This window comes from Mesorhizobium mediterraneum (assembly GCF_002284565.1).
GTDB lineage: Bacteria > Pseudomonadota > Alphaproteobacteria > Rhizobiales > Rhizobiaceae > Mesorhizobium > Mesorhizobium mediterraneum.
Map to the genome: position 1 here is coordinate 431757 of NZ_NPKI01000015.1, position 25601 is coordinate 457357.

A 25601-nucleotide genomic window follows, 5' to 3' on the forward strand; every position below is an offset into this window, starting at 1 on the left:
AACTGGGAGAAAAATTGCATGAAACTGCTGCGCTATGGCGAGGCGGGGAGCGAACGCCCCGGCCTGCTCGATGCGGATGGGACGATCCGTGACCTCTCCGCCCATGTCACCGACATTGCCGGCAAGGCGCTCGACCCGGCATCCCTCGAGGCATTGTCGAAGCTCGATCCAAAATCGCTGCCGGCGGTTTCCGGCAAGCCGCGCATCGGCGCCTGCGTCGCCGGCACCGGCAAATTCATCTGCATCGGCCTCAACTATTCCGACCACGCCGCCGAGACCGGCGCCACCGTGCCGCCGGAGCCGATCATCTTCATGAAGGCGAGCTCGGCCATCGTCGGGCCTGATGACGACGTGCTGATCCCGCGCGGCTCGGTCAAGACCGACTGGGAAGTCGAGCTTGGCGTGGTCATCGGCAAAACCGCGAAATATGTCACCGAGGCCGAGGCGCTGGATTATGTCGCCGGCTATTGCGTCGCGCACGACGTTTCCGAACGCGCCTTCCAGGCCGAGCGTCAGGGCCAGTGGACCAAGGGCAAGAGCTGCGACACCTTCGGGCCGATCGGCCCGTGGCTGGTGACCAAGGACGAGGTTAAGGACCCGCAGAACATCCCGATGTGGCTGAAGGTCAATGGCAAGACGATGCAGAACGGCTCGACCAAGACCATGGTCTATGGCGTCGCCTACCTGGTTTCCTACCTCAGCCAGTTCATGTCGCTGCATCCGGGCGACATCATCTCCACCGGCACGCCTCCCGGCGTCGGCCTCGGCATGAAGCCGCCGGTGTTCCTCAAGGCCGGCGACGTCGTCGAGCTCGGCATCGAAGGGCTGGGCATCCAGAAGCAGACGTTCAAGGCGGATTTGTAGCGGCGCTCTGCCTTCTCCCCTTGTGGGAGAAGGAAGAGGCGCTACTTCAGCACCTTGCCATCGGCCCCGAACCGATAGGTCTTCGCCGGATCCGGCGTCGCATAAAGCGTGGCACCAGGCTCGGCATTGTAGACGCCGAAGATGCGCACGGTGATCAGGCCGGCCTTCTCGCAGTCGAGATAGAGGTTGGTGTCGGCGCCGAGATGCTCGGCATGGACGACCGTGCCTTTCCAGGCGCCGGATTTCGCATCGACGGTCAAGTGCTCGGGACGGACGCCGATGGTCTTGGCCGTCTCGCCAAGCCTGGCGCCGTCGACGAAATTCATCTTCGGTGAGCCGATGAAGCCGGCGACAAATTCATTCGCCGGGGAATTGTAAAGCTCCATCGGCCCGCCGATCTGCTCGATCTTTCCGGCGTTGAGCACGACGATCTTGTCGGCCAACGTCATCGCCTCGACCTGGTCGTGGGTGACATAGATCATCGTTGCCTTCAGCCGGCGATGCAATTGCGCGATCTCCAGCCGCGTGTTGACGCGCAGTGCTGCATCGAGGTTCGACAGCGGCTCGTCGAACAGGAAAAGCTTGGGCTCACGCACCACGGCGCGGCCGATGGCGACGCGCTGACGCTGGCCGCCGGAAAGCTCGGCCGGGCGCCTTGCGAGATAGGGTTCCAGCGACAGCATAGAGGAGGCAATGCCGATGCGGCGGTCGATCTCGGCCGCCGGCGTGCCCGCCTGCTTGAGGCCGAGGCCCATATTGTTCTTCACCGTCAGATGCGGGTAGAGCGCGTAGGTCTGGAACACCATGGCGATGCCGCGTTTGGCCGGCGGCGTTGCGGAGACGTCCGCTCCGTCGATCACCACACGCCCCGAGGTCGAATCCTCCAGTCCGGCGATGACCCTGAGCAGCGTCGACTTTCCGCAGCCGGAGGGGCCGACGAAGACGACGAACTCGCCATCGGTCACTTCGAGGTTGATGCCTTTCAGCACCTCGACCGGCCCAAAGGCCTTCTTCACATTCTCGATGTTCAGCGAGCCCACGGCGTTCCTCCGGATTGGAATGTGGGCGCAGAAGCACCCCCCTCTGGCCTGCCGGCCATCTCCCCCTCAAGGGGGGAGATTGGCAGCTTTGACGCCGCCGCACTCTTCTCGATGTTGGTGATTGGCGAAAGAAAACGTGACGGCAAATCTCCCCCCTTGAGGGGGAGATGGCCGGCAGGCCAGAGGGGGGCGCCGTAGAGCGCAACTCCGGACGATAATTCTCTTGTCACAATCGCACCGCCTTTCCACTGCGTACGCTCTCGTCGGCGGCAAGGCAGACGGCGAGCGACTTCACCGCGTCGTCCATGTGGCGGGTCAAGTCGAGATCCTCGCGGATCGCCTTCAGCAAAAAAAACTGTTCGAGATCGCAGAGATCCTGATGGCCGGGCTCACCCTCCATCGACAGCATCTCATCCGCCTTGGCGAACTTGCCGTCCGCACCGGTTGCCGCGCTGTGCAGGCGGATGGTCGAGGTCTTGGTGTGGGTGTCGATGTCATCGGATCTGACACCCTCCTTCATGACGATCGACACGCAGCCATGGGGGGAGATCACATCCTTGACGAAGAAGGCGGTCTCCGAGATCATCGGCCCCCAGCCGGCCTCGTACCAGCCGACCGAGCCATCGTCGAACAGCACCTGCAGGTGGCCGTAATTGTACATCGATGGCGCGATCTCATCGCTCAGCCGCAGCCCCATGCCGCGCACCTCGACCGGCCTGGCGTCGGTGATCTGCAGCATCACGTCGAGATAGTGCACGCCGCAATCGACGATCGGCGACGTCGTCTGCATCAATTGCTTGTGCGTCTCCCAGCTATGACCGGAGGATTGCTGGTTGAGGTTCATGCGGAACACGTAAGGGCCGCCGAGCTTGCGCGCCTCGGCGATCAGCCTGATCCAGGACGGATGATGGCGCAGGATGTAGCCGATCACCAGTTTTTTGCCGTTGGCCTTGGCTGCCGCGACCACGCGTTTGGCGTCCGCCACCGTCGTCGCCAACGGCTTTTCGACAAAGACATGGCAGCCGGCCTCGAACGCCTTGACCGCATAGTCGGCATGGCTGTCGGAATAGGTGGCGATACAGGCGACATCGGGTTTCTCGTCGCGCAGCGCCTCGTCGAAGGAGCGCCTGATATCATAGCCGGAAAGCCCGGCCGGCAACGGCACGTCCGAGCGGTTGACCAGTGCCGCGATCTGGAACCCCGGATTGGTGTGATAGGCCAGCGCATGGCTGCGGCCCATATTGCCCAGACCGGCGACGACGACGCGAAGAGGTTCGGCCATTTCAATCTGCCTTTTCTTGCCTGCGAGCTGCGAGAGCCACCATTACCTGTGGCTCGCATTCATCTGCGACCCGCAGAGCCGCTTCTTCACTGTCGCAGCGGGCCAAAAGTCGGAAGCCATAGGCACCGACTCCTTCCTTGATCAGCGAAAGCCTATGATCGTCAGACAAGGGATGCTCAAGATTGAGCGCCTGGGTGAACGCCTTCGACTGCTCGTCTTCCATCTGGGAATTGACGCGCCAACGAACATGACAGTTGTATTCCTTCGGCCGGCGCTCCGCCCCGAACCGCGTCAACCAGATGGCAGCGTTGAGATAGAACTGCGGTCCCCAGGAAGACTTCTGAAGGTTTAGCAAGCAGACGGTCTCCGGCCATTCGCGGTAGAAATTCGTGGCGCGCACGCCTCGAAATCCATAGCGGCTCGCTGTCTCGACAAGGGCCTGTACGATAATCTCTCGACCATCACTCATTTGACGGCTCCGGAAGTGATGCCGCGGATCAGCTGCCGCGAGAAGATGACGTAGAGGATCAGCACCGGCATGATCGCCAGCGACAGTGCCGCCAGGATCGCGTTCCAGTTGGTGACGAACTGGCCGAGGAACAGCTGGGCGCCGAGCGTCACCGTCTTGGTCTCCTCCGACGGCGCCAGGATCAGCGGAAACCACAGATCATTCCAGATCGGGATCATGGTGAAGACCGCGACCGTCGCCATCGATGGCCGCACCAGCGGCAGCACCAGCCGGAAGAAGATGGTGTATTCGGACAGCCCGTCGATCCTGCCCGCATTCTTCAGATCGTCGGATACCTGCTTCATGAACTCCGACAGGATGAAGACGGCGAGCGGCAGGCCTTGCGCGGTGTAGACCAGGATCAGCGCTGTCAGCGTGTTGACCAGCCCACTCATCACCATCAGCTGCAAGATGGCGACGGTGCCAAGGCGGATCGGGATCATGATGCCGAGCGCCAGGTAAAGCCCCATCAGCGAGTTGCCGCGAAAGCGGTATTCGGACAGCGCGAAGGCCGCCATCGCGCCGAACAGCAGCACGAAGAACAGCGAAGCGACGGTGACGACGAGGCTGTTCTGGAAATAGTGGATGAAGTCGCCCTGGCCGATCACGGTGGTGTAGCCGATCAGGTCGAAGGTTTTCGGGGTCGGCGGCGCTAGCGGCGCTCCGAAGATCGCCGCGCGGGATTTAAACGAATTCACGATGACGATGATCACGGGAAACAGCGCGATCACCGTGTAGGTCAACAGCACCGCATGGGCGCCGATGGTGCGGGGCAGGGAATGGGTTGCCGTGCTCATCCCAGAGTCTCCCGATTTTGTGCCAAGGCACCCCCCTCTGTCCTGCCGGACATCTCCCCCTCAAGGGGGGAGATTGGCAGCTCCAGCCTGGCGGCTTCTCTTGCAACGTTGAAAAGTGGCGAAAGCAATGCGGCAGTCCAATCTCCCCCCTTGAGGGGGAGATGGCCGGCAGGCCAGAGGGGGGTGCTCAAGCTCAACATCTCGCCCCCTAAAACTGATACCGACGCAGGCGCGTCTGGACGAGGAAGAGATAGACGCAGACGCCGCCAAGGATGATCAGGAACATCATCGTGGCGATCGCCGCGCCCATGTTGGGATCGCCGACCTGCAACTGGAAACCGAAGAAGGCGCGGTAGAGGAAGGTGCCGAGAATATCGGTTGAATAATTCGGCCCGGCCAGCGCGCCTTGCGCGGTATAGATCAGGTCGAAGGCGTTGAAATTTCCGACGAAGGTCAGGATCGAGATGATGCCGATCGACGGCAGGATCAGCGGCAGCTTAATCTTCCAGAACTGCGACATGCCGGTGATGCCGTCGCATTCGGCCGCTTCGATCACTTCCTCGGGGATCGACAGCAGCGCGGCGTAGATCAGCATCATCGGGATGCCGACGAACTGCCACACCGAGATCAGGCTGAGCGTGGTCAGCGCATATTGCTCCTTGCCGAGCCACGGCGTGAACAGGCTTTTGAGGCCGACAATATCCATCAGGTTAGGCGCCACGCCCCACAGCGGCGACAGGATCAGCTTCCAGGCGAAGCCGACGATGACGAAGGACAGGATCGTCGGCACGAAGATCGCCGTGCGGTAGAAGGCGGAGAACCTAAGCCGCGGGCTGGACAGCAGTGCGGCCAGCAGGACGCCGATCGGGTTCTGCACGACCATGTGGATGATGAAGAACCAGACGTTGTTGCGCAGGGCGTTCCAGAAATTGACCGACCAGTTGGGATCGCCGAACAGCCTGCGGAAATTTTCGAACCCGACGAAGACCTGGGCCTGCTCGATGTTGCGAAACAGCGAGAGCTGCAGCGTGCCGGCCAGCGGCAGGATCATGATCGCCGTATAGACCAGCACCGCCGGCGCCAGGAAGACGACGATATGCCAGCGGAACGGTCGTTTCGGTGCTGCGGCCATGCGTTCGGTCCCCGCCGATCAGGTTCTTGCAATTGCCGCAAAAAGGCGCGGCGCCTCCCTCCCCCCTCGAGGGGAGGGTGCCTCGCGAAGCGAGGCAGGTGGGGTCGGCCAAGGCAGTGCGCCATCGTGACTTCGACCGTGCCTTTCAGCAACGATGAAGCCGCGGCCTGCCTTTACCGACCCCCTCTGTCGCCTTCGGCGACATCTCCCCCTCGAGGGGGGAGATAGCGCTCGCTCTTACTTGCCAGCCTTATACCAGCTGTCGAGGCCGTCCTGCAGCTTCTTGGCGGCAGCTTCCGGCGTGACGGTGCCGTTGATGACGTTGGCCGATTCAACCCACGTCTCGTTCTCGAGGTTCGGCGTGCCGCGCGACAGGATCTGATAGGTCGAGCGGATCGTCGACTTGCACTTGTCGCGCCAGGAGACGAATTCCTGTGCCAGCGGGTCTTCCATCTTCACCGGGGTGTTGTTCAGGCTGAAGAAGCCCGGCAGCGCGTTGGCGTAGATGGTGGCGAAGTCAGGCGAGGCCACCCATGTCAGGAAGGTCTTGGCCGCATCCGCGTTCTTCGACGCTGCATTGAGGCCCATGCCGATGTCGGTGTGGTCGGAGATGTAGCAGGTGTCGCCGGCCTTCTGCACCGGCGGCGGGAATGCGCCCATCTTGAACTGCGCCTGCGTGTTGAACAGGCCGATTTCCCATGAGCCGGCCGGGTAGATGGCAGCGCGGCCGAGCGTGAACAGGTTCTGGCTGTCCGGATAGGTCTGCGCCTCGAAGCCGTCGCCGAGATAGGGCTTCCACTTGGCCAGCTCTTCATATGGCGCCACCCAGTCCTTGTCGGTCAGCTTCTGTTCGCCCTTGATCAGCGCTGCGCGGCCTTCCTCGCCCTTCCAGTAGTTCGGGCCGATGTTCTGGTAGCCCATGGTCGCGGCTTCCCAAAGGTCCTTGGTGCCCATCGCCATCGGGATGTAGGTGCCGTCGGCTTTGATCTTGTCGAGCGCGGCGTAGAACTCCTCGTTCGTCGTCGGCACCTTGATGCCGAGCTTGTCGAAAGCGTCCTTGTTGTAGATGAAGCCGTGGATGACGGAAGCCATCGGCACGCAGAAGCTCGCCTTGCCGTCGTCGGTCTGCCATGCGGCCTTGGCGACGTCGGAGAAATTCTCCATGCCGGGCAGTGTCGAGATGTCGGCGAGGTTGCCCTTCTTGAAGAGCTCCAGCGACTTGTCGAACGGGCGGCAGGTGATCAGGTCGCCCGCCGAGCCGGCGGCGAGCTTGGCGCCGAGCGCGGCGTCATATTCGGTCGGCGCCGACGGCGCGAACACCACTTTGATGCCCGGGTTCTTGGCCTCGAAAGCCGGGATCAGCTTGTCCTTCCAAATGGCAAGGTCGTCGCCGCGCCAGCTTTCGATGTTGAGCGTTACGTCCTGGGCGTAGGCCATTCCGGCTGAGCCGAGAATGCTGGTGCCGAGAAGAAGTGCCGTCAGTAGTTTCGTTGTCATGCTCAGTCTCCCTGTTGACCTTTTTCAGGTTCGGTTTTGAGAACAGGGGCTTTTTGCCCCATGCTCCCCTCAATCACGGAAAGGGCCGGGCGCAGTTTCTGGCCGGTCCCTTCCAGTATCTTCTCGGCCGCACCGGCGCCGGCCGCGCCGGCGGCGAGCAGAATAGCAGTCTTGACGCCGCCGCCGCTCTTCTCGAGCAGGCGCGCCGCATCCTCCTTGTCGCGCCCGCTGATGGCGGCGACGATGCTTGCTGCGCGATCGCGCAGCTTGATGTTGTCGGCCATGAGGTTGACCATGTAGCCGTCATGCACATGGCCAAGATGAATGGCGGCCAGCGTCGAAAGCATGTTGAGCGCAATCTTCTGGGCGGTGCCGGCGCCCATGCGCGTCGAGCCGGCGATCAGCTCGGGCGGCGTTTCGAGCACTATGGCGATGTCGGCCAGCCGAAGCAGCGGCGCATCCTTGTTGTTGGCGATGGCGATGGTTGCCGCACCCCGGCGCCTGGCGTCCTCGATCGCCCTGACGGCATAGGGTGTCGAGCCGCTGGCCGAGACCGCGATCAAGCAGTCGCCCTCGCCGATGCCGGCATTGGCAACCGCCGCCGAGGCTTCGTCGATATTGTCTTCCGGCCCGCCGGCCAATGTCTTGAAGGCATCGTCGCCGCCGGCGATCAGTATGGCGATGCGGTCGCGCTGGATGCCGAAGGTGCCCGGCAGTTCCAGCGCATCGGCCAGCGCCATCAGTCCCGAGCTGCCGGCCGCCGCGTAAGCGAGCTTACCGCCGCTCTTCAGACGGCCGGCGATGATCTCGGCTGCTTTGGCGATGGCGGGAATGGCGCCGCGAACCGCCTTGGCGGCCTCGATCTGCGCATTGGCCAAGGAGGAAAGGATGGCGTCCGGGGCCTGGATGTCCAGCCCCTCGGCATTCTGGTGATGCGCTTCGGTGCGCTTCTCGGCCATACCGTTCCCTCCAATCCACAAAACAATACCAAAAAAATACCACTTGTCCACACGCATTAACGGAATCGTTGCAACCAGATCGGCCTGCCGGCAGAATGCATTGATTTTTCAGCAAAATACCGCTTAATCTTTTTGAAACAGAAATTAATCCTTGGCTATTGGTACTTTATTGGTATTATCCACCCGGAGGAGAAATCGCGTGAATTTCGTGCTTGGCATCGATGGCGGAGGCACCAGCTGCAGGGCGGCTCTTGCGACAGCGGGCGGCATGGTCGTCGGCCGCGCCAAGAGCGGCGCCGCCAATATCCGCACCGATCTCACCGGCGCCAGGGCCAACATCGTCGACGCGGCGAGGCAGGCCTTTGTAGCCGCCGGACAAGACCCCGAACTGATCCCGCAAACCCCGGCCATCCTAGGCCTCGCCGGCGCCAATGTCGGAACCTACAGACAGCAACTCGAAGCCATCCTGCCGTTCAGCCAAAGCCGTGTCGAGACCGATGCCGAGATTGCGCTCGAAGGCGCGATCGGCTCCGGCGACGGCGCCATGGCCATCCTCGGCACCGGCACCGCCTATATGGCGCGCAGACAAGGCAAATCGCGCGCCATTGGCGGCTGGGGTTTCCAGGTCGGCGACCAGGGCAGCGGCGCCCGCATCGGCCGCGACCTGCTCGAACAGACGCTCCTCGCCTATGACGGCATCCGCGAAGCGTCGCCGCTGACGCAGGCCATGCTCGCCATCTTCCGTGACAATCCCGAGGATTTGGTCGAGTTCACCACCAATGCCAAGCCCGGCGATTTCGGCGGCTTCGCGCCCAAGGTCTTCGACCATGCCGAAAAAGGCGACGCCGTCGCCAACTGGATCCTGGACAAGGCGGTCGCCGATGTCGAGGCAGCACTTGGCGTCCTCGATCTCGGCGGCGACGATCCGCTGTGCCTGCTCGGCGGGCTGGCGCCGTTTTACGGGCCGCGCCTGTCGTCGCGCTACCGGGCGCTGCTGAAGCCGCCGCTCGACGATGCGCTGGGCGGCGCGGTGCAGATGGCGGTCCGTGTCTTCGCCAAAACGGCGGAGGCAGCGCGATGAGCGAGGCCGCCGACCAGATTTTCGCCACGCTGAAACAGTCCTCGCAAAGCGGCGCGCCACTCTATCTGCAGCTCAGGAAGAGCATCGAGGACGCGGTCAATCGCGGCCTGATCGGGCCGGGCGACGCGCTGCCTTCCGAGCGTGACATCGCCAGCAAGGCCGACATTTCGCGCGTCACCGTGCGCAAGGCGGTGCAGGATCTGGTCAAAGGCGGCATCCTCGTCCAGCGCCACGGCTCCGGCACCTTCGTCGCGCCGCGCATGGAGCGCGTCGAGCAGTCGCTGTCGCGGTTGACCTCATTCACCGAAGACATGGCCCGGCGCGGCATGGTCGTGCGCTCGGCCTGGCTCGACCGCGGCCTCTATGCGCCCTCGCCGGACGAGATGATGGTGCTCGGCCTGTCGTCGAACGAGTTGGTGGCCCGCGTGGCGCGCTTGCGCATCGCCAACGACACGCCGCTGGCGATCGAACGCGCGGCACTGTCGGCCAGCGTGCTGCCGGACCCGGCAGGAATAGGGTCCTCGCTCTACGCTGCGCTGGAAACGACCGGCCTCCGGCCGGTGCGGGCGGTGCAGCGCATTTCGGCCGCCAATCTCGGCGACAGTGACGCGCGCCTGCTCGAAGTGCCGCCCGGGATTGCCGGCCTGCACATCGAGCGTATTTCCTATCTGGCGAGCGGCAAGGTGATCGAATTCACCCGCTCCATCTACAGGGGCGACGCCTATGATTTCGTCGCCGAGCTCCGGCTGAGCGGGCCGGGCGAAGAGGGCCGGCCATGAGCGCAACCAAAACTCATATGCGGCGCGAGATCGAGGAGATCCCGGAGGCCACCGCCCGTCTGCTCGACGGTTCGGGCGTCGTGCTGACCGAGGCCGGGCGTGGCATTCGCGAGCGCGACCCGAACTTCGTCGTAACCGTGGCGCGCGGCTCCTCCGATCATGCCGCCACCTTCATGAAATATGCCGTGGAGCTGACCGCCGGCCTCGCGGTCGCTTCGGTCGGTCCTTCGATCGCCTCGATCTATGGCGCCAAGCTCAAGCTGGCCGGCTCGGCCTGCCTGGCGATCTCGCAATCGGGCAAGAGCCCGGACATCGTCGCCATGGCGCAAAGCGCGAGGGCGGGCGGTTCGCTGACCGTCGCCATCACCAACACCGCCGATTCGCCGCTGGCGAGCGCCTGCGACTACGCGATCGACATACTGGCCGGGCCGGAGCGCAGCGTCGCGGCGACCAAGACCTTCGTCAATTCCGCCGTCGCCGGCCTCGCCTTGATGGCGCACAGCACCGGCGACGACAAGCTTCTGGCAGCACTTGCCCGCCTGCCGGAGCATTTCCGCAAGGCGATCGCCTGCGACTGGATGGCGCTGGCCGGTGCGTTGGAGACGCCGAAATCGCTGTTCATCCTCGGTCGCGGTCCGTCCACGGCGATCGCCAATGAGGCGGCGCTGAAATTCAAGGAAACCTGCGCCATGCATGCCGAGGCCTATAGTGCTGCCGAAGTGATGCATGGCCCGCTGGCGCTGGTCGGGCCCGACTTCCCGGTGCTGGCGCTCGCCGCCCGCGATGCTTCCGAGCCGTCGGTTGCCGAGGCTGCCGACAGCCTGGCGGCCAAAGGCGCGGCCGTCTTCGTGACCTCGGACAAGGCGAAAAGCGCTCAGCACCTGCCGCATGTCGCGACCGGCCATCCGCTGACCGACCCGCTGGCGCTGATCGTGTCCTTCTATGGCTTCGTCGAGGCTTTTGCCCGTCATCGTGGCCTTGACCCCGACACGCCGCCCAATCTGCGCAAGGTGACGGAAACCATATGAGCGATCGTTTTGCCCTGACTGGCGCCCGCATATTCGACGGTGAGGACTGGCATGACAACGCCGCCCTTGTCGTGCGTGACGGCCTTGTCGAGGCCATCGTTACGGCGGGCGCCATTCCGTCCGGCGTCACTCGTATCGAGACTGGCGGCGGCATGCTTGCGCCGGGCTTCGTCGACCTGCAGGTCAATGGCGGCGGCGGCGTCATGCTCAACGATCATCCCGATGTCGCCTCGATCGAGACCATCTGCCGGGCGCACGCGCCGTTCGGCACGACGGCACTGCTGCCGACGCTGATCACCGACACGCCTGAAATCACCGCAGCGGCGGTTGCCGCCGGAGCGCTGGCCGCGCAACAGAAGGTGCCGGGTTTTTTGGGCCTGCATCTCGAAGGCCCGCATCTATCGGTCGCCCGCAAGGGCGCGCATGATCCGGCATTGATCCGGCCGATGACCGACGTCGACCAGGCGATGCTGATAGCAACGCGAACAACTCTGCCGGTGCTGCTGACAACGATCGCGCCTGAATCCGTCGACCCCGCGCGCATTTCGGCGCTCGTTGAGGCCGGCATCGTCGTCAGCCTCGGCCATTCCGATACCGGCTATGCCAAGGCGCGCGGGTTCGCCGATGCCGGCGCAACGGTGGTCACGCATCTGTTCAACGCCATGAGCCAGATCGGCAATCGCGAGCCGGGGCTGGCGGGTGCCGCCATCGATACCGGAACATTGTTTGCCGGCATCATCGCCGACGGCATCCACGTCGATCCCGCCACCATGGCGATTGCCTTGCGCGCCAAGCAGGGGCCGGCAAAAATTTTTCTGGTCACCGACGCCATGGCGACGATCGGTACCGATATGACCTCGTTCACGCTGAACGGCCGCACCATCTACCGCAAGGACGGCAGGCTGACGCTTGCCGACGGGACGCTGGCGGGCGCCGATCTCGACATGATCTCCGCCGTGCGCTTCGTCCACCGCATTGTTGGGCTGGAGCTTTCGGAGGCGCTGCGCATGGCTTCGCTCTATCCAGCGCAGGCGATCGGCCAGTCGCACCGGCTCGGGCGCTTCGCCAACGGCACCGCTGCCGATATTGTTGCGCTGTCGGACGAATTGGACGTCAAGGGCGTCTGGATAGAAGGCGACAAGGTTTTCGGAGCAGGCATCAATTGAACGCAAACCTCTTGCTTCAGCCGGCTTTGGCCGGCGCGTAGAGGTCCTTGTAGGTTTCGCGCAGCAGGTTCTTCTGCACCTTGCCCATCGCGTTGCGCGGCAGCTCGTCGGCGAAGATCACCCGCTTCGGGTGCTTGTATTTCGCCAACCGCCCGGCGATGGCATCGACGATGTCTGCGGCGGTGATGGTCGAGGCCGGCGCGCGCACCACGACCGCGGTGACACCTTCGCCGAAATCCGGATGAGCAACGCCGATCACTGCGCTTTCGATGACGCCGGGCAGCGAGTCGATCTCGCTCTCGACCTCCTTCGGATAGATGTTATAGCCGCCGGAAATGATCAGATCCTTGCCGCGCCCGACGATGTGGACATAGCCGTCGGCATCGATCAGGCCGAGATCCCCGGTGATGAAGAAACCGTCGTCACGGAATTCCGCTTTGGTCTTCTCCGGCATGCGCCAATAGCCGGCAAAGACGTTGGGGCCCTTCACCTCGATCATGCCGACCTCGCCCCTGGCAAGTGTTTCGCCGTTCTCGGCGTCGGCGATACGAAGCGCGACGCCAGGCAAGGGAAACCCGACCGTACCGGCACGCCGCTCGCCATCATAGGGGTTCGACGTGTTCATGTTGGTCTCGGTCATGCCGTAGCGCTCGAGGATCGAATGGCCGGTGCGCTCGCGCCAGGCCTTGTGCGTCTCGGCCAGCAGCGGCGCCGAGCCGGAAACGAACAGGCGGATGTTTTTGGCCGCTTGGCGGTTCAAGCCGTCCTGCTGCAGCAGGCGCACATAGAAGGTCGGCACGCCCATCAGCGCGGTGGCGCGCGGCAGCAGCGAGACGATGCGGGCCGGGTCGAATTTGGTTTCGAACAGCATCGAGGCGCCGGCCATCAGGATAACGTTGGTGGCAACGAAGAGGCCATGCGTGTGGAAGATCGGCAGCGCGTGGATCAAGACGTCTGCGGCAGTGAAGCGCCAGTGGTCGACCAGCACGCGCGCATTCGAAGCGAGGTTCTCATAGCTGAGCATGGCGCCCTTCGAGCGGCCGGTCGTTCCCGACGTGTATAGGATCGCCGCAAGATCGTCCGGCCCGCGCACCACATCGTGGAAATCCGAAGACTGCCGCGAGGCCTGATCCATCAACGACCCTTCGCCATTGCCCTCGAGCGTCGCGATGACGGCGCCCGATGACTCCGCCAGGCGGCCGATCTCGGCTGCCCGTGCCGGATCGCAGACGACCAGCCGCGGCTCGGCATCGCCGAAGAAATAGCCGAGTTCGGTCAGCGTATAAGCGGTGTTGAGCGGCAGGAAGACCGCACCGGCGCGCAGGCAGGCGAGATAGAGCAGGACCGCCTGCGGGCTCTTCTCGACCTGGACGGCGACACGGTCGCCGGGTTCGACGCCCAATTGCAGAAGCGCGTGGGCCAGTTGCGCGGACCGCGCCAGCATATCGCCATAGGTGATCGAGCGCCCGTCATCCGTCTCCATCAACAGACGCTCGGGCGCCGGCATGCGAGCGCGGAAGGCGTCGAACAAATGGTTGCTCATATGTCCCTCTTGTCCTCATTCCCCTGAGGTTGCGCCGGAAGCCGCGGCGCGGCCGGCCTCGCCGCCGCTTTTGGCAGCAGACGACGCACGGCGGGTGCGGCCGCCACATCGTTCCTGGCGGCGAACAGCTCGTGGTTCTTCTCGATGTCGTCGAGCTTGTAGCGATAATTGACCATCAGCCCATGCGCCTGACGCAAGGCTCGGGGCGACAGGTCGCCGAAAAGGTCGATGCGCTCCAGCCGTGCGCCATTGCCGAGATGGAACCGGGCGACCGGGTCGATCACCTTGCCGGAGGCGGTGCGGGCTTCGAGGAAATACTGTGCCGCAAGAGGAAGCAGGACCTGGCCCACGCGGTCGCGCGCGGCAGCATCCGCATGCCAGCCCTCGTTGGCGACGAGGTCCAGCGCCTCAGTGGCGGAGGGATCGGTCTGCTCGGCCAGCCAGCGGGCAAAGCCCGGCACTGGGGACAGCGTGACGAAATCGGTCAGGCCGGGAAGGTCGCGGCGCAGATCCTCGACTACCTGCTTGATCAAAAAATTGCCGAAGGAGATGCCGCGCAAGCCCTCCTGGCAGTTGGAGATGGAATAGAATACCGCCGTCGTGGCCTGCCGTGGTTGCACCAGCGGCCGCTCATCGGCAAGCAGCTCGGCGATCGTCGTCGGCATCGCCCGGGTCAGCGCGACCTCGACGAAGATCAGCGGCTCGTCGCCAAGCTGCGGATGGAAGAACGCATAGCAGAGCCGGTCGGCGGGCTCGATCCGGCGGCGCAGATCGTCCCAGGTGTGGATGGCGTGCACCGCCTCGTAGCGGATGATTTTTTCCAGGATGTTGGCCGGCGTCGACCAGTCGATCCGACGCAACACCAGGAAGCCGCGGTTGAACCATGACGAAAGGAGATGCGTGAAGTCGGCATCGACGATGGCGAGATCGGGCGATGTGGTCAGCCGGGCAAGCAGATCCTGGCGCATGCGCACCAGCGTCTCGATGCCGCCGGGCGCCAGGTTCAGGCGGCGCAGGAGCTCCTGCCTGGCCGGTTCGGCGGCATCGTGCAGGGCAAGTGCCGAGCGATCGTCGGGCGCGTCGCGATAGGCATCCACCGCGGCGGCTAGCCTGACATGATCGGTGCCGAACCGATCGCGCAGCACATGCAGGAAGGCCAGCCGGCCGTCAGCATCAAGGGTGCGCCAGCGATCGAGGATTTCGCGGGCATAGGCGACGCCCGATGCCTCACCCTGGCTGGAAAGAAGACGCGTGCACAGACGCGCCAGGCTGTCGGCCGAGACCGGCTCGTCACCGCGAACGAGGTTCAGCATCATCCGGCCGCGGTCGGCGATGGTGTTCAGCAGATCAGCAAAGAAAGGGCTGCGGTTCATCGATCCAACCGTCGAAGAGGCGCCTGCGGGAGGGTCCGGGCATAAGGATGAGACAGAGAATATGGGACCGCATGTGATGAGCACAAGCGCACCGGCGTCGGACCGGCTGGAGAGACGGCACGTGGCGCCGTCAGCATTAGCCGGCCGCCCGGTCGGCCGCTGTCCGGATCGCCTCGATGTTCGCCCGATAGGCTTCGACGCTGCCGCCCTTGAAGATCGCCGCACCGGCGACCAGCACGCTGGCGCCGGCGGCGGTGACCAAAGGGGCGGTTTCGGGCGAGATGCCGCCGTCGATCTCAATCCGGATCGGCCGGTTGCCGATCAGCGCCTTCACCCGCTTCACCTTCTCGACAATCGCCGGAATGAAGGCCTGGCCGCCAAAACCCGGATTGACGGTCATGATCAGGATCAGATCGAGCCGGTCGAGCACATATTCGATCGCCGATTCCGGTGTCGCCGGATTGAGCGACACGCCCGCCTTCTTGCCGAGATTCCTGATCGTCTGCAGCGAACGGTCGAGATGCGGCCCGGCCTCGGCATGCACCGTCATGCCGTCGCAGCCGGCTTCGGCGAAGGCTTCCAGATAAGGATCGGCGGGCGCGATCATCAGATGGCAGTCGAAGAAGGCCTTGGTGCGGTTGCGGATCGCCTTGATCACCGGCGGACCGAAGGTGATGTTGGGCACGAAATGCCCGTCCATGACGTCGAGATGGATCCAGTCGGCCCCGGCCGCCGCCACCGCCGCGACCTCGTCGCCGAGCTTCGAAAAATCCGACGCCAGCACCGATGGCGCGATCAGGGTTTTTTTGCTCATGATCCGGCCTTTCCAGGCGCCCGTGGTTGCGGGCACGTCGTCTGGATCGACTGCTAGACCATGATCCGGAAAAGGGGAAGCCGGTTTGTCCTTGGCGCGATGGCTTCAGATGTCGGCGCCAAGACCCCGCCGGATTGCACCGGCGGGGTTTTGGTGGGTGCGAATGGTTAGTTCAAAATGCTGTTGCGCGCGGGATCCTGCTGCCGGGGAATCCGTTGTTGCCTCGGCACAAACTGCTGCAGGATGTTCGGGTTCAAGAGGTTCGGATTGATCTCCAAGCCCGGCCTTCTGCGGATCGGGGTGCAGTCCGGATACTGTCCGGTTGTCCCAACCGGGCAGCGCCGCTTGATGATCGGCTGACACTGGCCGTCGATCAGCCGTGAACCGGGCGCACACTCCACCTGCGGCCGGCGGCATGCGCCTCTGATCACCTCGGTCCCGCGCGGGCAGACACAGGCGCCGCGTTTGTTGTGGACCTGGCCGCGGATGGTGCACTGTTCCACGGTCGGCTTTTTGACGATCGGCACGCAGGCTCTGCCCTTCAGTTCCGTCCGTCTCGGGCAGACGCAGTCGCCGTTCTTGGTGCGGATCTGGCCGGGCAGCAGCTTGCATTGCTCCACTACCGGCGGCTTTTTCCGGATCGGCCGGCAGGCGTCGCCCCTTAGCTCCGTCCCTCTCGGGCAGATGCAATCGCCGTCCTGGGTACGGATCTGGCCAGGCAGCAGCTTGCACAGGCGTGCCGGCGGGTCGTCGGTCGACACGCACCTGCGGTTCTCCAGCTCGGTTCCGCGCGGGCAGATACAACGCCCGTCGGAGGTCCGGATCTGGCCCTTGAGCAGCACGCAGCGCTGCGGGTCCTTCGGCTTCGGTATGATGACCGTGCCGCCACCGGACGAGCACTGGCCGTTACGGAAAGTGGTGCCTTCCGGGCAGACACACCGGCCGGCGTCGTTCGTGACGAGGCCTGCCGAGCACTTCTTCTGCACCTCACGCTTGATGGTGAAGGGATGGCAGGCATAGGCCTTGCCACGATCGCCCTGCACGTTGGTCGGGTCGCGGGAGAGCACGTCGCCCGCGCCTCGCACCTGCGTGTCGGGGGACAGCACGCCAACGCAGTTCTGGCCGCTGACGGTGCCCTGCAGATTGGCCAGGCGGCCGTCGTCGGGAATGATCACGGTCACTTGGTGAACGTGGCTTTCCCCGGCGCCGAGCGTCAAATTGGCGATGCAGGATGCGGGCAAGGTCGCCGGTTCCGGCGCGCAGCCGAAGGGCGGGTCGATCGAGGTGATCGCAACGCCTTCCAGCCGGCCGAGGCCTTCAACGCCGATCGCATCCCCGATGCGAACCGGACCGGAGAAGGTGCCTTCCCCATCATTCGTGATGGTGATCTCGAACGAGCAGGGCTGGCCGACCCGGCACTCGGCATCGCCGGTCTTTTCGACCCGGATGGTGGCAGGGCCGCCACCCTTGGCGCAGGCCCTGCCGATCGGATAGACGATCTCGTCTCCGGGCGCTGGGCCGTAAGAGCCGCGCGCACAGTTCTCGAATTCGCCGTTCGCAGCAACCGTCACGTCGAAGTGGCGGCTGGTTCCAGGCGTCATCACGGCGCCAGGAATCTGGCACGACAGCGTATTGGCCGGAACCGGTCCGCACGCCCATTCGGCGCCATCAGGGATGACGGTCTGGATCTGGATGGGCGCGCCGCCGGCCACCAGCGTGGCGGCATCGTTGACCCGCACCGGACCGGTGGGGGCCGTGGTGCCGGTGCTGATGACGGTGATGCGGCAGGTGACGGCCGCAGCACCGGCCAGTGCTCCGCCGCACACCTTGGTGATGCGCATGGCCGGCTTTCCGCCATCACGGATGCGTTGCTTGGCGCAGGCCTTGTTGTTGGTGAGGTCGTTCTCACCGGGGATGGCCTTCACTTCGGCGCAGTTCTCGACGGTGTCCGGCCGGTAGCCGGCCGGCATCACCGCTTCGACGAAGATCGGCGTCGAGGCGCCCGGCGAGAGCACGATGCCGGCATTGTCGCAACGGAACTGGCCGGGGCCGTTCGGCCCGCATGTCCAGGGCGGAGTCGGGCCGAAGGTCGAGGATACCGGCGCGCCGCCCGGATAGGTGTCCGTGACCGTCAGCGGCCCGTCATAGGGGACGCTGCCGTTGTTGATGATGTCGATCACGAAGGTGCAGACACCATCGGCCGTGCAGACCGGGGTGCGCGCACGCTTCTTCAGGATCAGAGCGACCTTCTTTTCCACCGGCGGCCGGCAGTCGCGGTCACGGTCGCCACGCCGGCAGATCGGGATCGAGGCGCAGCCGCGGTCGTTTTGCTGGCTGCCGAACAGCGGCTTGCCGCTGGCGCCATAATTATAGGCGGCGCAGTTGCGCAAGCTCCGACCTTGCCAGCCTGCGGCCGGCTTGAAGCCGAGCTTGAGGTCGACAGAGGCACCCGGGTTGAGCGTGGTCACCGGATGGGTGCACGTCATCGGGGTGGCCGCCGGCGCACAGACCCAGGGCGCATTCGGTCCTGAATCGAGGGTGGAGCCGGCCGGCAAGGTCACGTCGTCGAGAACGATCTTGCCGTGATACGGCCCGTCGCCGACATTGGTGACCTTGATGGTGAAGTCGCAGCCGCCGCCCATCGTGCAACGCGGAACGTTGGCGCGTTTTTCGACTTTCAGATCCGGTTCCCTGTCCTTGGGCGGACACCTCTGGTCACGCGGAATGACAATTTCGATCGTCTGCGTGCAGCACAAGCCCCAGCCCTCCTCCGGGCCGGCATAGGTTTCGATGCCGGTGACGACGAGGTGGATGACGTCTCCGGGTGACGCACCGACGATCTTCCAGTTGAGCACACCGCCGCCCGCCGGCACCAATTGCGTGTCGGGGATGATGGTGATGCCGGGTGTCGTCGTCGAGAGATGCACCCACTTGCCGCCCATCTCGGGGCCGACCGGCATATGGTAGATGAAGGCGCCGCCGCCGGGCACGCAATCGAGCGTGCCGCGCTCCACCTTGAAGCATTCCTTGCCGGGAGGTGGAGGCGGCGGGTTGCATTTGGTCAGGTCGATCTTGATCGAGGTCTTTTCGCCGGTAAGGATGTTGCCGTCGTCCGGCTTGCCTGGGTCTTGTGACGGGATGATGGTCCCGGTGCCGGGCCCGACGGTTATCTTGATCATGCCCTGATTGTCGACGATCGCCGGCGAGGCAAACGCCGCATGGTCGATCTTGGCGGTGATCTGGAAGGTGATGACGCGTTCGTTTGGAGCGCCGACGCCGTCGAGATCGGCGGCGGATATCCGGAAGTCGGAAACATCAGCCGTGTCGTTGGGATTTGCCGACGTGCTGATCGAGGCTCCGGGCAGCGGTCCGCCGGACGCATCCGTGCCGTCGCCGGACAGATGCACGCCGACGATCCGCAGGCCATGCGGAAGCTGGTCCTTGAAGTCGATCCTGGCCTTTTCCAGCGCGGTCGCGAGGCCTGGGCTGGCAAAGGCTTGCGGGTTGCCGCGCAGGCCGAAGCTCAGGGAATATACGAAATAGTCGCAGCCTCGTTGTCTGCCTTTCTTGGTGAAGAAAGGCACGACCCGGCCGGGCCGCGGATTGACGATGCGCGGCTCATCGAGGTCGAGCCCGAAATCCGGACTGGCGGTTTCGAGCGGACCGGAATCGGCAGGCTTGTCGATGTCGGCCTGGCTGGTCTGGACCGGAACAAGATCTTCCGCGAAGCCTTGCCCCGGGCTCAGCATGGCGACCGCGATACCGGCCGCCATCAGCCAGCGCGCGCCGCGCCTGGAGAGTGACAGCGGTTTCATGGTCGTCGCGAGTGGGGAAAGTGCTGAAATGCTCATCTTCCCCTCCTCAACGTTCGCAGCTGACGGCTGGGGTTCTGAGCGGCACCGTCATCTTGCAGCAAGGGAAATAGCCGCCCTTGTCGCGATCGAACTGCTTGTAGAAGCAGAGCCCGACATCGACCGTGTCGCCAGGATAATGGCCGGTGATACCTATCGTGTAGGGCGCGCCGGGAGCATGGGAGAGGAGTGAGGTCACCCCGACGCCTGATGTCCTGGACAGAGCCTTGATCGAATCGCCGCCAAAGCCGGCATGGTCACGGAGATAGAGTTCGGCCTCGAGGCCGGAGGGCGTGCAGAAATACCTGACATCCTCGACATCGAGGCAAGGAGGCACGCCGCCGGGGGGCGGGAAGTCGGGCGGATAGAAAGGTGGCAGGTAACCGCCGCCCGGTACCTGCTCGTAATAGCCGGCACGACCCTCGCAGGGGTGCCAGACCTCGACATCGCCGACATGGCCTTCAACCTCGGGGTCTTCGAAATAGCCGTCGAAGTCGACGAACCACGAGCCGAAGGGCGGCACGTTGGCCGGCTTGACCAGTGCTGTCGGCGTGATCTGCACGCCGTGCACGGCGAGCGGCCCGCCGCCGGCAAGCTGTTCGGCAAGTGCGGGATTGTCGCGCAATTTGTCGCCGGTCTTGACCAGCGTCTCGGTGCAGACGCCGGCATCGAGATTGCCGTCGGAGTCGTAGCCATATTGCAGGTCGAGGCCGCCGGCCGACTGCCGGTTGTCCTCCGGGAAACCGACCGCATATTCCTGCGGCATTTCCACCCAGACTGATTCCGTCGCCGGATCGTCCGGGTTATCGCGCCAGTAGCGGATGACCTCGCCCTTGCCGGAATCGGCGAACTGGCTGTAGTCGTAGCGGTTTTCTATCGGGCCGCGCTGGGCCAGGTACATGAAGCCGCTGATGTCGAAAGCGATGTCGGTTACGGCTTGGTCCTTGTCGGCCTTGACCGTCAGTTCCCAGCGCGTGTCACCGGCAAAACTGCCGTCGCGGGCAACGCCCACCGACCAGATCTCGGCCTTTTCACCGACCGAATAATAGAGCCGGCCGCCATGATAGGCGACGGACCAGACGCGGCGCTCGTCCTGCGTATAACCCCAGCTGTCGGGGTCTTCGCTGTCGAAGGCAGCGTCCTCGATGTCCATGACCGAGCCATCGTCGGCAAGCGGGGCCAGCCCGTGCGCCGGGCGCCCGGCAACGCCGTGGTCGAACGTGTCGACCGACGTGCCGTTGGCGTCGACACGGTGTATGAGACCGGTGTCGAGGTCACTGGCGAAGATCTGGCGGTGGATATTGTCGAAGGTGATGTCGCCAACGCCGGGACCGCTGTTGGTGTCGATGTCGGCAAATTTGCTCACCTGGCCGGTGATGCCGTCGATCTTCCAGATCGTGCCCGGTCCGCCGCCGTTCTCGGTGCCGAACTGGCCGTCCATAAAGATGGCGCCGGCAGCACCGCGACGCTGCCGCTCAGGGCGCCCGTCCGCATCTTCGTCTGATGTGACGATGCGGATGCCGTGCAGCGAGCTGGCGCCGGCATAGAGGTTCGGAATGCCTGATGGAACACCGTCGCGGACGCCGTCGTCATAGGTGATGCCGAACACCTGGCCGATCTGCTCGGCTGTCACTTCGAAGGGCGGCGGCGTGAAGACGAGCTGGCCGGAGGCCGGCCCGCCTAGCCTTGAAACGTCGAAAACGCGCAAGGTTGCGCGCGTCGTGTCGATGAAGGTTTCGTCGACGGGATCGACGCCGGGCGGCAAGCCTGCTTCGAAATTGGGCCCCTCTTCGAAATTGGGAATGACAGTGCCGGAAAACCCGGTCACCGCTATCGAGCCCGGATAGATGATCTGCGTTTCCTGCGCCTGGGCGGCACAGCCAAGCCACAGGGTGGTGGCGAGCGCCAGGAATCTACTGGTTGCCGGGAATCCACTGGTTGCTTGGATCGCACGGCGCAAACGGCCAGCACGAGAGCGCACGAACGCGCCGTGGTCGCAAGACATGGAATTCCCCCCGCGGGCGGGAGAAACATCCGGTCTTGCCGCGCAAATCAGGGCAAGGCGCGACGTTCCGGCACGTTTTTCCCTGATCGAATTGTCTGCTTTCCTCGCAGTCACGATACGCCGGCTCTTACGCAGGGTCAACGGAATCAGCGGAAAGCCCAGCGGATCGCCCCCATCCCGAAAGCGGTGGTCGCGCTGAGTTCCCGGAGACCGCGGAGCCTTTGGATTTCCAGTCATGGCACTTTCCTTTCCGGGGCCGCACCATGCAGCACCTAGGTGTCAGTCGCGAACAGACGCGGAAAGGTTCATGGGAAGCGCTGGACGGCCTGGGCTCACCGTGCCATGGCCGGAGAACACCCGGCTCGGCCCGAGCAAAGGATGTTGGACGGCCTTGCGCAGAATGCTTGCGCGCCGCGCAGCCTGTTCTTATATACGCGCCAAGCCGTTCGACGCCGGAATGCCGGTTGCCGAAGCGGAATTTCTTGTGAACAGGGGCTTTCGTCGGAACGCCTGTACGGGTCCTGAGAGCCTGCTTAGCGGAGAGACTAGAAAAATGGCAAAAGTAATCGGTATCGATCTGGGGACCACCAACTCCTGCATCGCCATCATGGATGGCAAGGAGTCGAAGGTCATCGAGAATGCGGAAGGCGCGCGCACGACCCCTTCCATCGTCGCCATCAACAGCGATGGCGAGCGCCTCGTCGGCCAACCGGCCAAGCGCCAGGCGGTCACCAATCCTGAAAACACCATCTTCGCGGTCAAACGCCTGATCGGCCGCCGGTATGACGACCCGGTGACTGACAAGGACAAGAAGCTCGTCCCCTACAAGATCGTCAAGGGTGACAATGGCGACGCCTGGGTCGAGGCCGGCGGCAAGAAGCAGTCGCCCAGCCAGATCTCGGCAATGATCCTGCAGAAGATGAAGGAAACGGCGGAAGCCTATCTCGGCGAGAAGGTCGAGAAGGCGGTCATCACCGTTCCGGCCTATTTCAACGACGCCCAGCGCCAGGCCACCAAGGACGCCGGCAAGATCGCCGGCCTTGAAGTGCTGCGCATCATCAACGAGCCGACCGCGGCCGCACTTGCCTACGGCCTCGACAAGAAGGAAGGCAAGACCATTGCCGTCTATGACCTTGGCGGCGGCACGTTCGACATTTCGGTGCTCGAAATCGGCGACGGCGTCTTCGAGGTGAAGTCGACCAATGGCGACACCTTCCTCGGCGGCGAAGATTTCGACATGCGTCTGGTCGAGTATCTGGCTGCCGAGTTCAAGAAGGAACAGGGCATCGACCTGCGCAACGACAAGCTCGCCCTTCAGCGCCTCAAGGAAGCGGCCGAAAAGGCCAAGATCGAGCTGTCGTCCACCACACAGACCGAGATCAACCTGCCCTTCATCACCGCCGATGCCAGCGGCCCCAAGCACCTGACGCTGAAGCTGACGCGGGCGAAGTTCGAGAGCCTGGTCGAGGATCTCGTCCAGCGCACGATCGAGCCCTGCAAGGCGGCGCTCAAGGATGCCAGCCTGAAAGCTGGCGAAATCGACGAGGTCGTCCTGGTTGGCGGCATGACCCGCATGCCCAAGATCCAGGAGATCGTGAAGCAGTTCTTCGGCAAGGAGCCGCACAAGGGCGTCAATCCGGATGAGGTCGTCGCATTGGGCGCCGCCATCCAGGCTGGCGTGCTGCAGGGGGACGTCAAGGACGTGCTGTTGCTCGACGTGACGCCGCTGTCGCTCGGCATCGAGACGCTGGGTGGCGTGTTCACACGGCTGATCGAGCGCAACACGACGATCCCGACCAAGAAGAGCCAGGTGTTCTCGACGGCCGAGGATTCACAGTCGGCCGTGACCATCCGCGTCTTCCAGGGCGAGCGTGAAATGGCCGCCGACAACAAGGCGCTCGGCCAGTTCGACCTGGTCGGCATTCCGCCGGCGCCGCGCGGCGTGCCGCAGATCGAGGTCACTTTCGACATCGACGCCAACGGCATCGTCAACGTCTCGGCCAAAGACAAGGGCACCGGCAAGGAGCACCAGATCCGCATCCAGGCGTCTGGCGGCCTTTCGGACGCCGACATCGAGAAGATGGTGAAGAACGCCGAAGCCAATGCCGAGGCCGACAAGAAGCGGCGCGCGCTGGTCGAGGCCCGCAACCAGGCCGAGGCGCTGGTGCATTCCTCGGAGAAGTCGCTGAAAGAATATGGCGAGAAGGTTTCCGAGGCCGACCGCACGGCGATCGCCGATGCGATCGCGGCGCTGAAGACCGCCGCCGAAGGCGACGACGCGGCCGAGATCGAAGCCAAGACCCAGGCGCTCGCCGAAACCTCGATGAAGCTCGGCCAGGCCATGTACGAGGCTTCGCAGAAGGAAGCCGCGGAAGCCGACGCCAAGGCGGACGCCGCCAAGGACAGCGACGTGGTCGATGCCGATTTCGAGGAAATCGACGAGGACGACGACAAGAAGAAGTCGGCCTGAGCCGCCTGACGGCAGATAAAGCGGAAAGCCCGGCGCAAAGCCGGGCTTTTTTGCAACTCTGACCGAAAAAATACGGGCTTGATCGAAAAAATGCGGGCAAGTCCGCGTCGACACTGGCATCCCGGCCCCATCGCACCTAAATCGGAACAGCGTGCCGGCAAACGACGCAACAAGGCTTCAAGACGTTGAATATCCGGACTGCAGGAAAAGATGAAAGCTGATTTCTACGAAACGCTGGGCGTGCAAAAGGGGGCAGACGAGAAGGAGCTCAAGAGCGCTTTCCGCAAGCTCGCCATGCAGTTCCATCCCGATCGCAATCCCGGCGACCATTCCTGCGAGCACAAGTTCAAGGAAATCAACGAGGCCTACGAGACGCTGAAGGACCCGCAGAAGCGCGCGGCCTACGATCGTTTCGGCCACGCCGCCTTCGAGCAGGGCGGCATGAATGGCGGCGCGCAAGGCTTCGGCGCCGGCGGCTTCGCCGACATCTTCGAGGATATTTTCGGCGACATGATGGGCGGGCGCCAGCGCCGCTCCTCAGGCGGCCGCGAGCGCGGCGCCGACCTGCGCTACAATATGGAAATCACGCTGGAGGAGGCATTCGCCGGCAAGACAGCGCAGATTCACGTGCCAGCGTCGATCTCCTGCACGGAATGCTCCGGCACCGGCGCCAAGCCCGGCACCCAGCCCGTCACCTGCTCGATGTGCAACGGCCACGGCAAGGTGCGCGCCACGCAAGGCTTCTTCTCGATCGAGCGCACCTGCCCGCAATGCCAAGGGCGTGGCCAGACCATCAAGGAGCCGTGCCCGAAATGTGCTGGTCAGGGTCGCGTCACCGAGGAGCGGTCGCTGTCGGTCAACATCCCGGCCGGCATCGAGGACGGCACCCGCATCCGCCTCGCCAATGAGGGCGAGGCCGGCCTGCGCGGCGGCCCGTCGGGCGATCTCTACATTTTCCTTGCGGTCAAGCCGCACGAATTCTTCCAGCGCGACGGCGCCGATCTCTATTGCAAGGTGCCGATCTCGATGACGACGGCCGCCCTTGGCGGCTCCTTTGAGGTGGCGACGCTGGACGGCACCCAGACGAAAGTGAAGGTGCCGGAAGGCACCCAGAACGGCCGTCAGTTCCGCCTCAAGGGCAAGGGCATGCCGGTGCTACGCCAGCACAATGTCGGCGATCTCTATATTCAGACCGCGGTTGAGACGCCGCAGAACCTTTCCCGCCGCCAGCGCGAGTTGCTGGAGGAATTCGAGCAGCTTTCCTCGAAGGACAATTCGCCCCAGTCGAGCGGCTTTTTTGCCCGCATGAAGGACTTTTTCGAAACCTTCAGCGAGCGCTGATGCCTATTCTCGTCAATCGGGTGTAGAGTGCAATTAAGGCGAAGCTTCCCTAGCGTCATCAACATCTTATA

General features: G+C 64.0%; 19 protein-coding genes. 7 read left to right on the top strand and 12 right to left on the bottom strand.

What is annotated here, in order from left to right; genetic code table 11:
• The first annotated feature begins 18 nt into the window (after positions 1-18).
• A complete protein-coding gene (locus CIT25_RS11520; protein WP_095484637.1) occupies positions 19-864 on the top strand; it encodes a fumarylacetoacetate hydrolase family protein in 846 nt (281 codons plus the stop codon).
• Between the two features lie 41 nt (positions 865-905).
• Here the strand turns inward: CIT25_RS11520 and CIT25_RS11525 are convergent, their stop codons facing one another.
• From CIT25_RS11525 to CIT25_RS11565, 7 genes are all read right to left on the bottom strand, one after another.
• Positions 906-1904, bottom strand: coding sequence for an ABC transporter ATP-binding protein (locus CIT25_RS11525; RefSeq protein ID WP_095484638.1), 999 nt, complete (start codon positions 1902-1904; stop codon positions 906-908).
• A gap of 226 nt (positions 1905-2130) precedes the next feature.
• Positions 2131-3186, bottom strand: a complete 1056-nt coding sequence (locus CIT25_RS11535) for a Gfo/Idh/MocA family protein (RefSeq protein WP_095484640.1) — start codon at positions 3184-3186, stop codon at positions 2131-2133.
• A gap of 1 nt (position 3187) precedes the next feature.
• Complete coding sequence (locus tag CIT25_RS11540; RefSeq protein WP_095484641.1) at positions 3188-3655, bottom strand: DUF4304 domain-containing protein; 468 nt, start codon at positions 3653-3655, stop codon at positions 3188-3190.
• Positions 3652-4491 carry a carbohydrate ABC transporter permease gene (locus tag CIT25_RS11545; protein WP_095484642.1) on the bottom strand — a complete coding sequence of 280 codons (840 nt, stop codon included), beginning with the start codon at positions 4489-4491 and terminating at the stop codon, positions 3652-3654. Before CIT25_RS11545 ends, CIT25_RS11540 begins: the two co-directional genes overlap by 4 nt.
• Before the next feature lie 208 nt (positions 4492-4699).
• Positions 4700-5623 (bottom strand): carbohydrate ABC transporter permease, encoded by a 924-nt coding sequence (locus CIT25_RS11555; RefSeq protein WP_095484643.1) that lies wholly within the window; start codon positions 5621-5623, stop codon positions 4700-4702.
• Between the two features lie 237 nt (positions 5624-5860).
• Positions 5861-7120, bottom strand: coding sequence for an ABC transporter substrate-binding protein (locus CIT25_RS11560; protein WP_095484644.1), 1260 nt, complete (start codon positions 7118-7120; stop codon positions 5861-5863).
• A 2-nt stretch (positions 7121-7122) separates the two neighbouring features.
• Complete coding sequence (locus CIT25_RS11565) at positions 7123-8079, bottom strand: N-acetylmuramic acid 6-phosphate etherase (RefSeq protein WP_095484645.1); 957 nt, start codon at positions 8077-8079, stop codon at positions 7123-7125.
• 199 nt (positions 8080-8278) lie between these two features.
• Between CIT25_RS11565 and CIT25_RS11570 the strand changes: the two genes are divergently transcribed.
• Genes CIT25_RS11570 through nagA form a run of 4 tightly spaced genes read left to right on the top strand, consistent with a single transcriptional unit; the run spans position 8279 to position 12133 of the window.
• Positions 8279-9160 (top strand): glucosamine kinase nucleotide-binding domain-containing protein, encoded by an 882-nt coding sequence (locus CIT25_RS11570; RefSeq protein WP_095484646.1) that lies wholly within the window; start codon positions 8279-8281, stop codon positions 9158-9160.
• Positions 9157-9939 carry a GntR family transcriptional regulator gene (locus CIT25_RS11575; protein WP_095484647.1) on the top strand — a complete coding sequence of 261 codons (783 nt, stop codon included), beginning with the start codon at positions 9157-9159 and terminating at the stop codon, positions 9937-9939. The genes CIT25_RS11570 and CIT25_RS11575 overlap by 4 nt, the downstream gene beginning before the upstream one ends.
• On the top strand, positions 9936-10967 hold the full coding sequence (locus tag CIT25_RS11580; protein ID WP_095484648.1) for an SIS domain-containing protein: 1032 nt from the start codon (positions 9936-9938) through the stop codon (positions 10965-10967). Before CIT25_RS11575 ends, CIT25_RS11580 begins: the two co-directional genes overlap by 4 nt.
• Positions 10964-12133 (top strand): N-acetylglucosamine-6-phosphate deacetylase, encoded by a 1170-nt coding sequence (nagA, locus tag CIT25_RS11585; RefSeq protein ID WP_095484649.1) that lies wholly within the window; start codon positions 10964-10966, stop codon positions 12131-12133. The genes CIT25_RS11580 and nagA overlap by 4 nt, the downstream gene beginning before the upstream one ends.
• Positions 12134-12149: 16 nt before the next feature.
• Here the strand turns inward: nagA and CIT25_RS11590 are convergent, their stop codons facing one another.
• The 5 genes from CIT25_RS11590 to CIT25_RS11610 all read right to left on the bottom strand — a co-directional run bounded on the left by CIT25_RS11590 (position 12150) and on the right by CIT25_RS11610 (position 21719).
• Positions 12150-13676: a malonate--CoA ligase gene (locus tag CIT25_RS11590; protein ID WP_095484650.1), complete on the bottom strand. Its 1527-nt coding sequence runs from the start codon at positions 13674-13676 to the stop codon at positions 12150-12152.
• The gene (locus CIT25_RS11595; protein WP_095484651.1) at positions 13673-15049 is read right to left on the bottom strand and encodes a malonyl-CoA decarboxylase; all 1377 of its coding nucleotides are present in this window, start codon (positions 15047-15049) and stop codon (positions 13673-13675) included. Before CIT25_RS11595 ends, CIT25_RS11590 begins: the two co-directional genes overlap by 4 nt.
• 136 nt (positions 15050-15185) lie before the next feature.
• On the bottom strand, positions 15186-15863 hold the full coding sequence (gene rpe / locus CIT25_RS11600) for a ribulose-phosphate 3-epimerase (protein WP_095485090.1): 678 nt from the start codon (positions 15861-15863) through the stop codon (positions 15186-15188).
• Between the two features lie 167 nt (positions 15864-16030).
• Positions 16031-19714, bottom strand: a complete 3684-nt coding sequence (locus CIT25_RS11605) for a DUF7929 domain-containing protein (protein ID WP_095484652.1) — start codon at positions 19712-19714, stop codon at positions 16031-16033.
• A 10-nt stretch (positions 19715-19724) separates the two neighbouring features.
• A complete protein-coding gene (locus CIT25_RS11610) occupies positions 19725-21719 on the bottom strand; it encodes an NHL repeat-containing protein (RefSeq protein ID WP_095484653.1) in 1995 nt (664 codons plus the stop codon).
• Between the two features lie 553 nt (positions 21720-22272).
• On the opposite strand from CIT25_RS11610, the gene dnaK reads away from it, so the two are divergent.
• Both dnaK and dnaJ read left to right on the top strand, forming a co-directional pair.
• Entirely contained in the window at positions 22273-24189 is a 1917-nt protein-coding gene (gene dnaK / locus CIT25_RS11615) for a molecular chaperone DnaK (protein ID WP_095484654.1), read from the top strand.
• A gap of 210 nt (positions 24190-24399) precedes the next feature.
• On the top strand, positions 24400-25530 hold the full coding sequence (gene dnaJ / locus CIT25_RS11620) for a molecular chaperone DnaJ (RefSeq protein ID WP_095484655.1): 1131 nt from the start codon (positions 24400-24402) through the stop codon (positions 25528-25530).
• Positions 25531-25601: the final 71 nt, after the last annotated feature.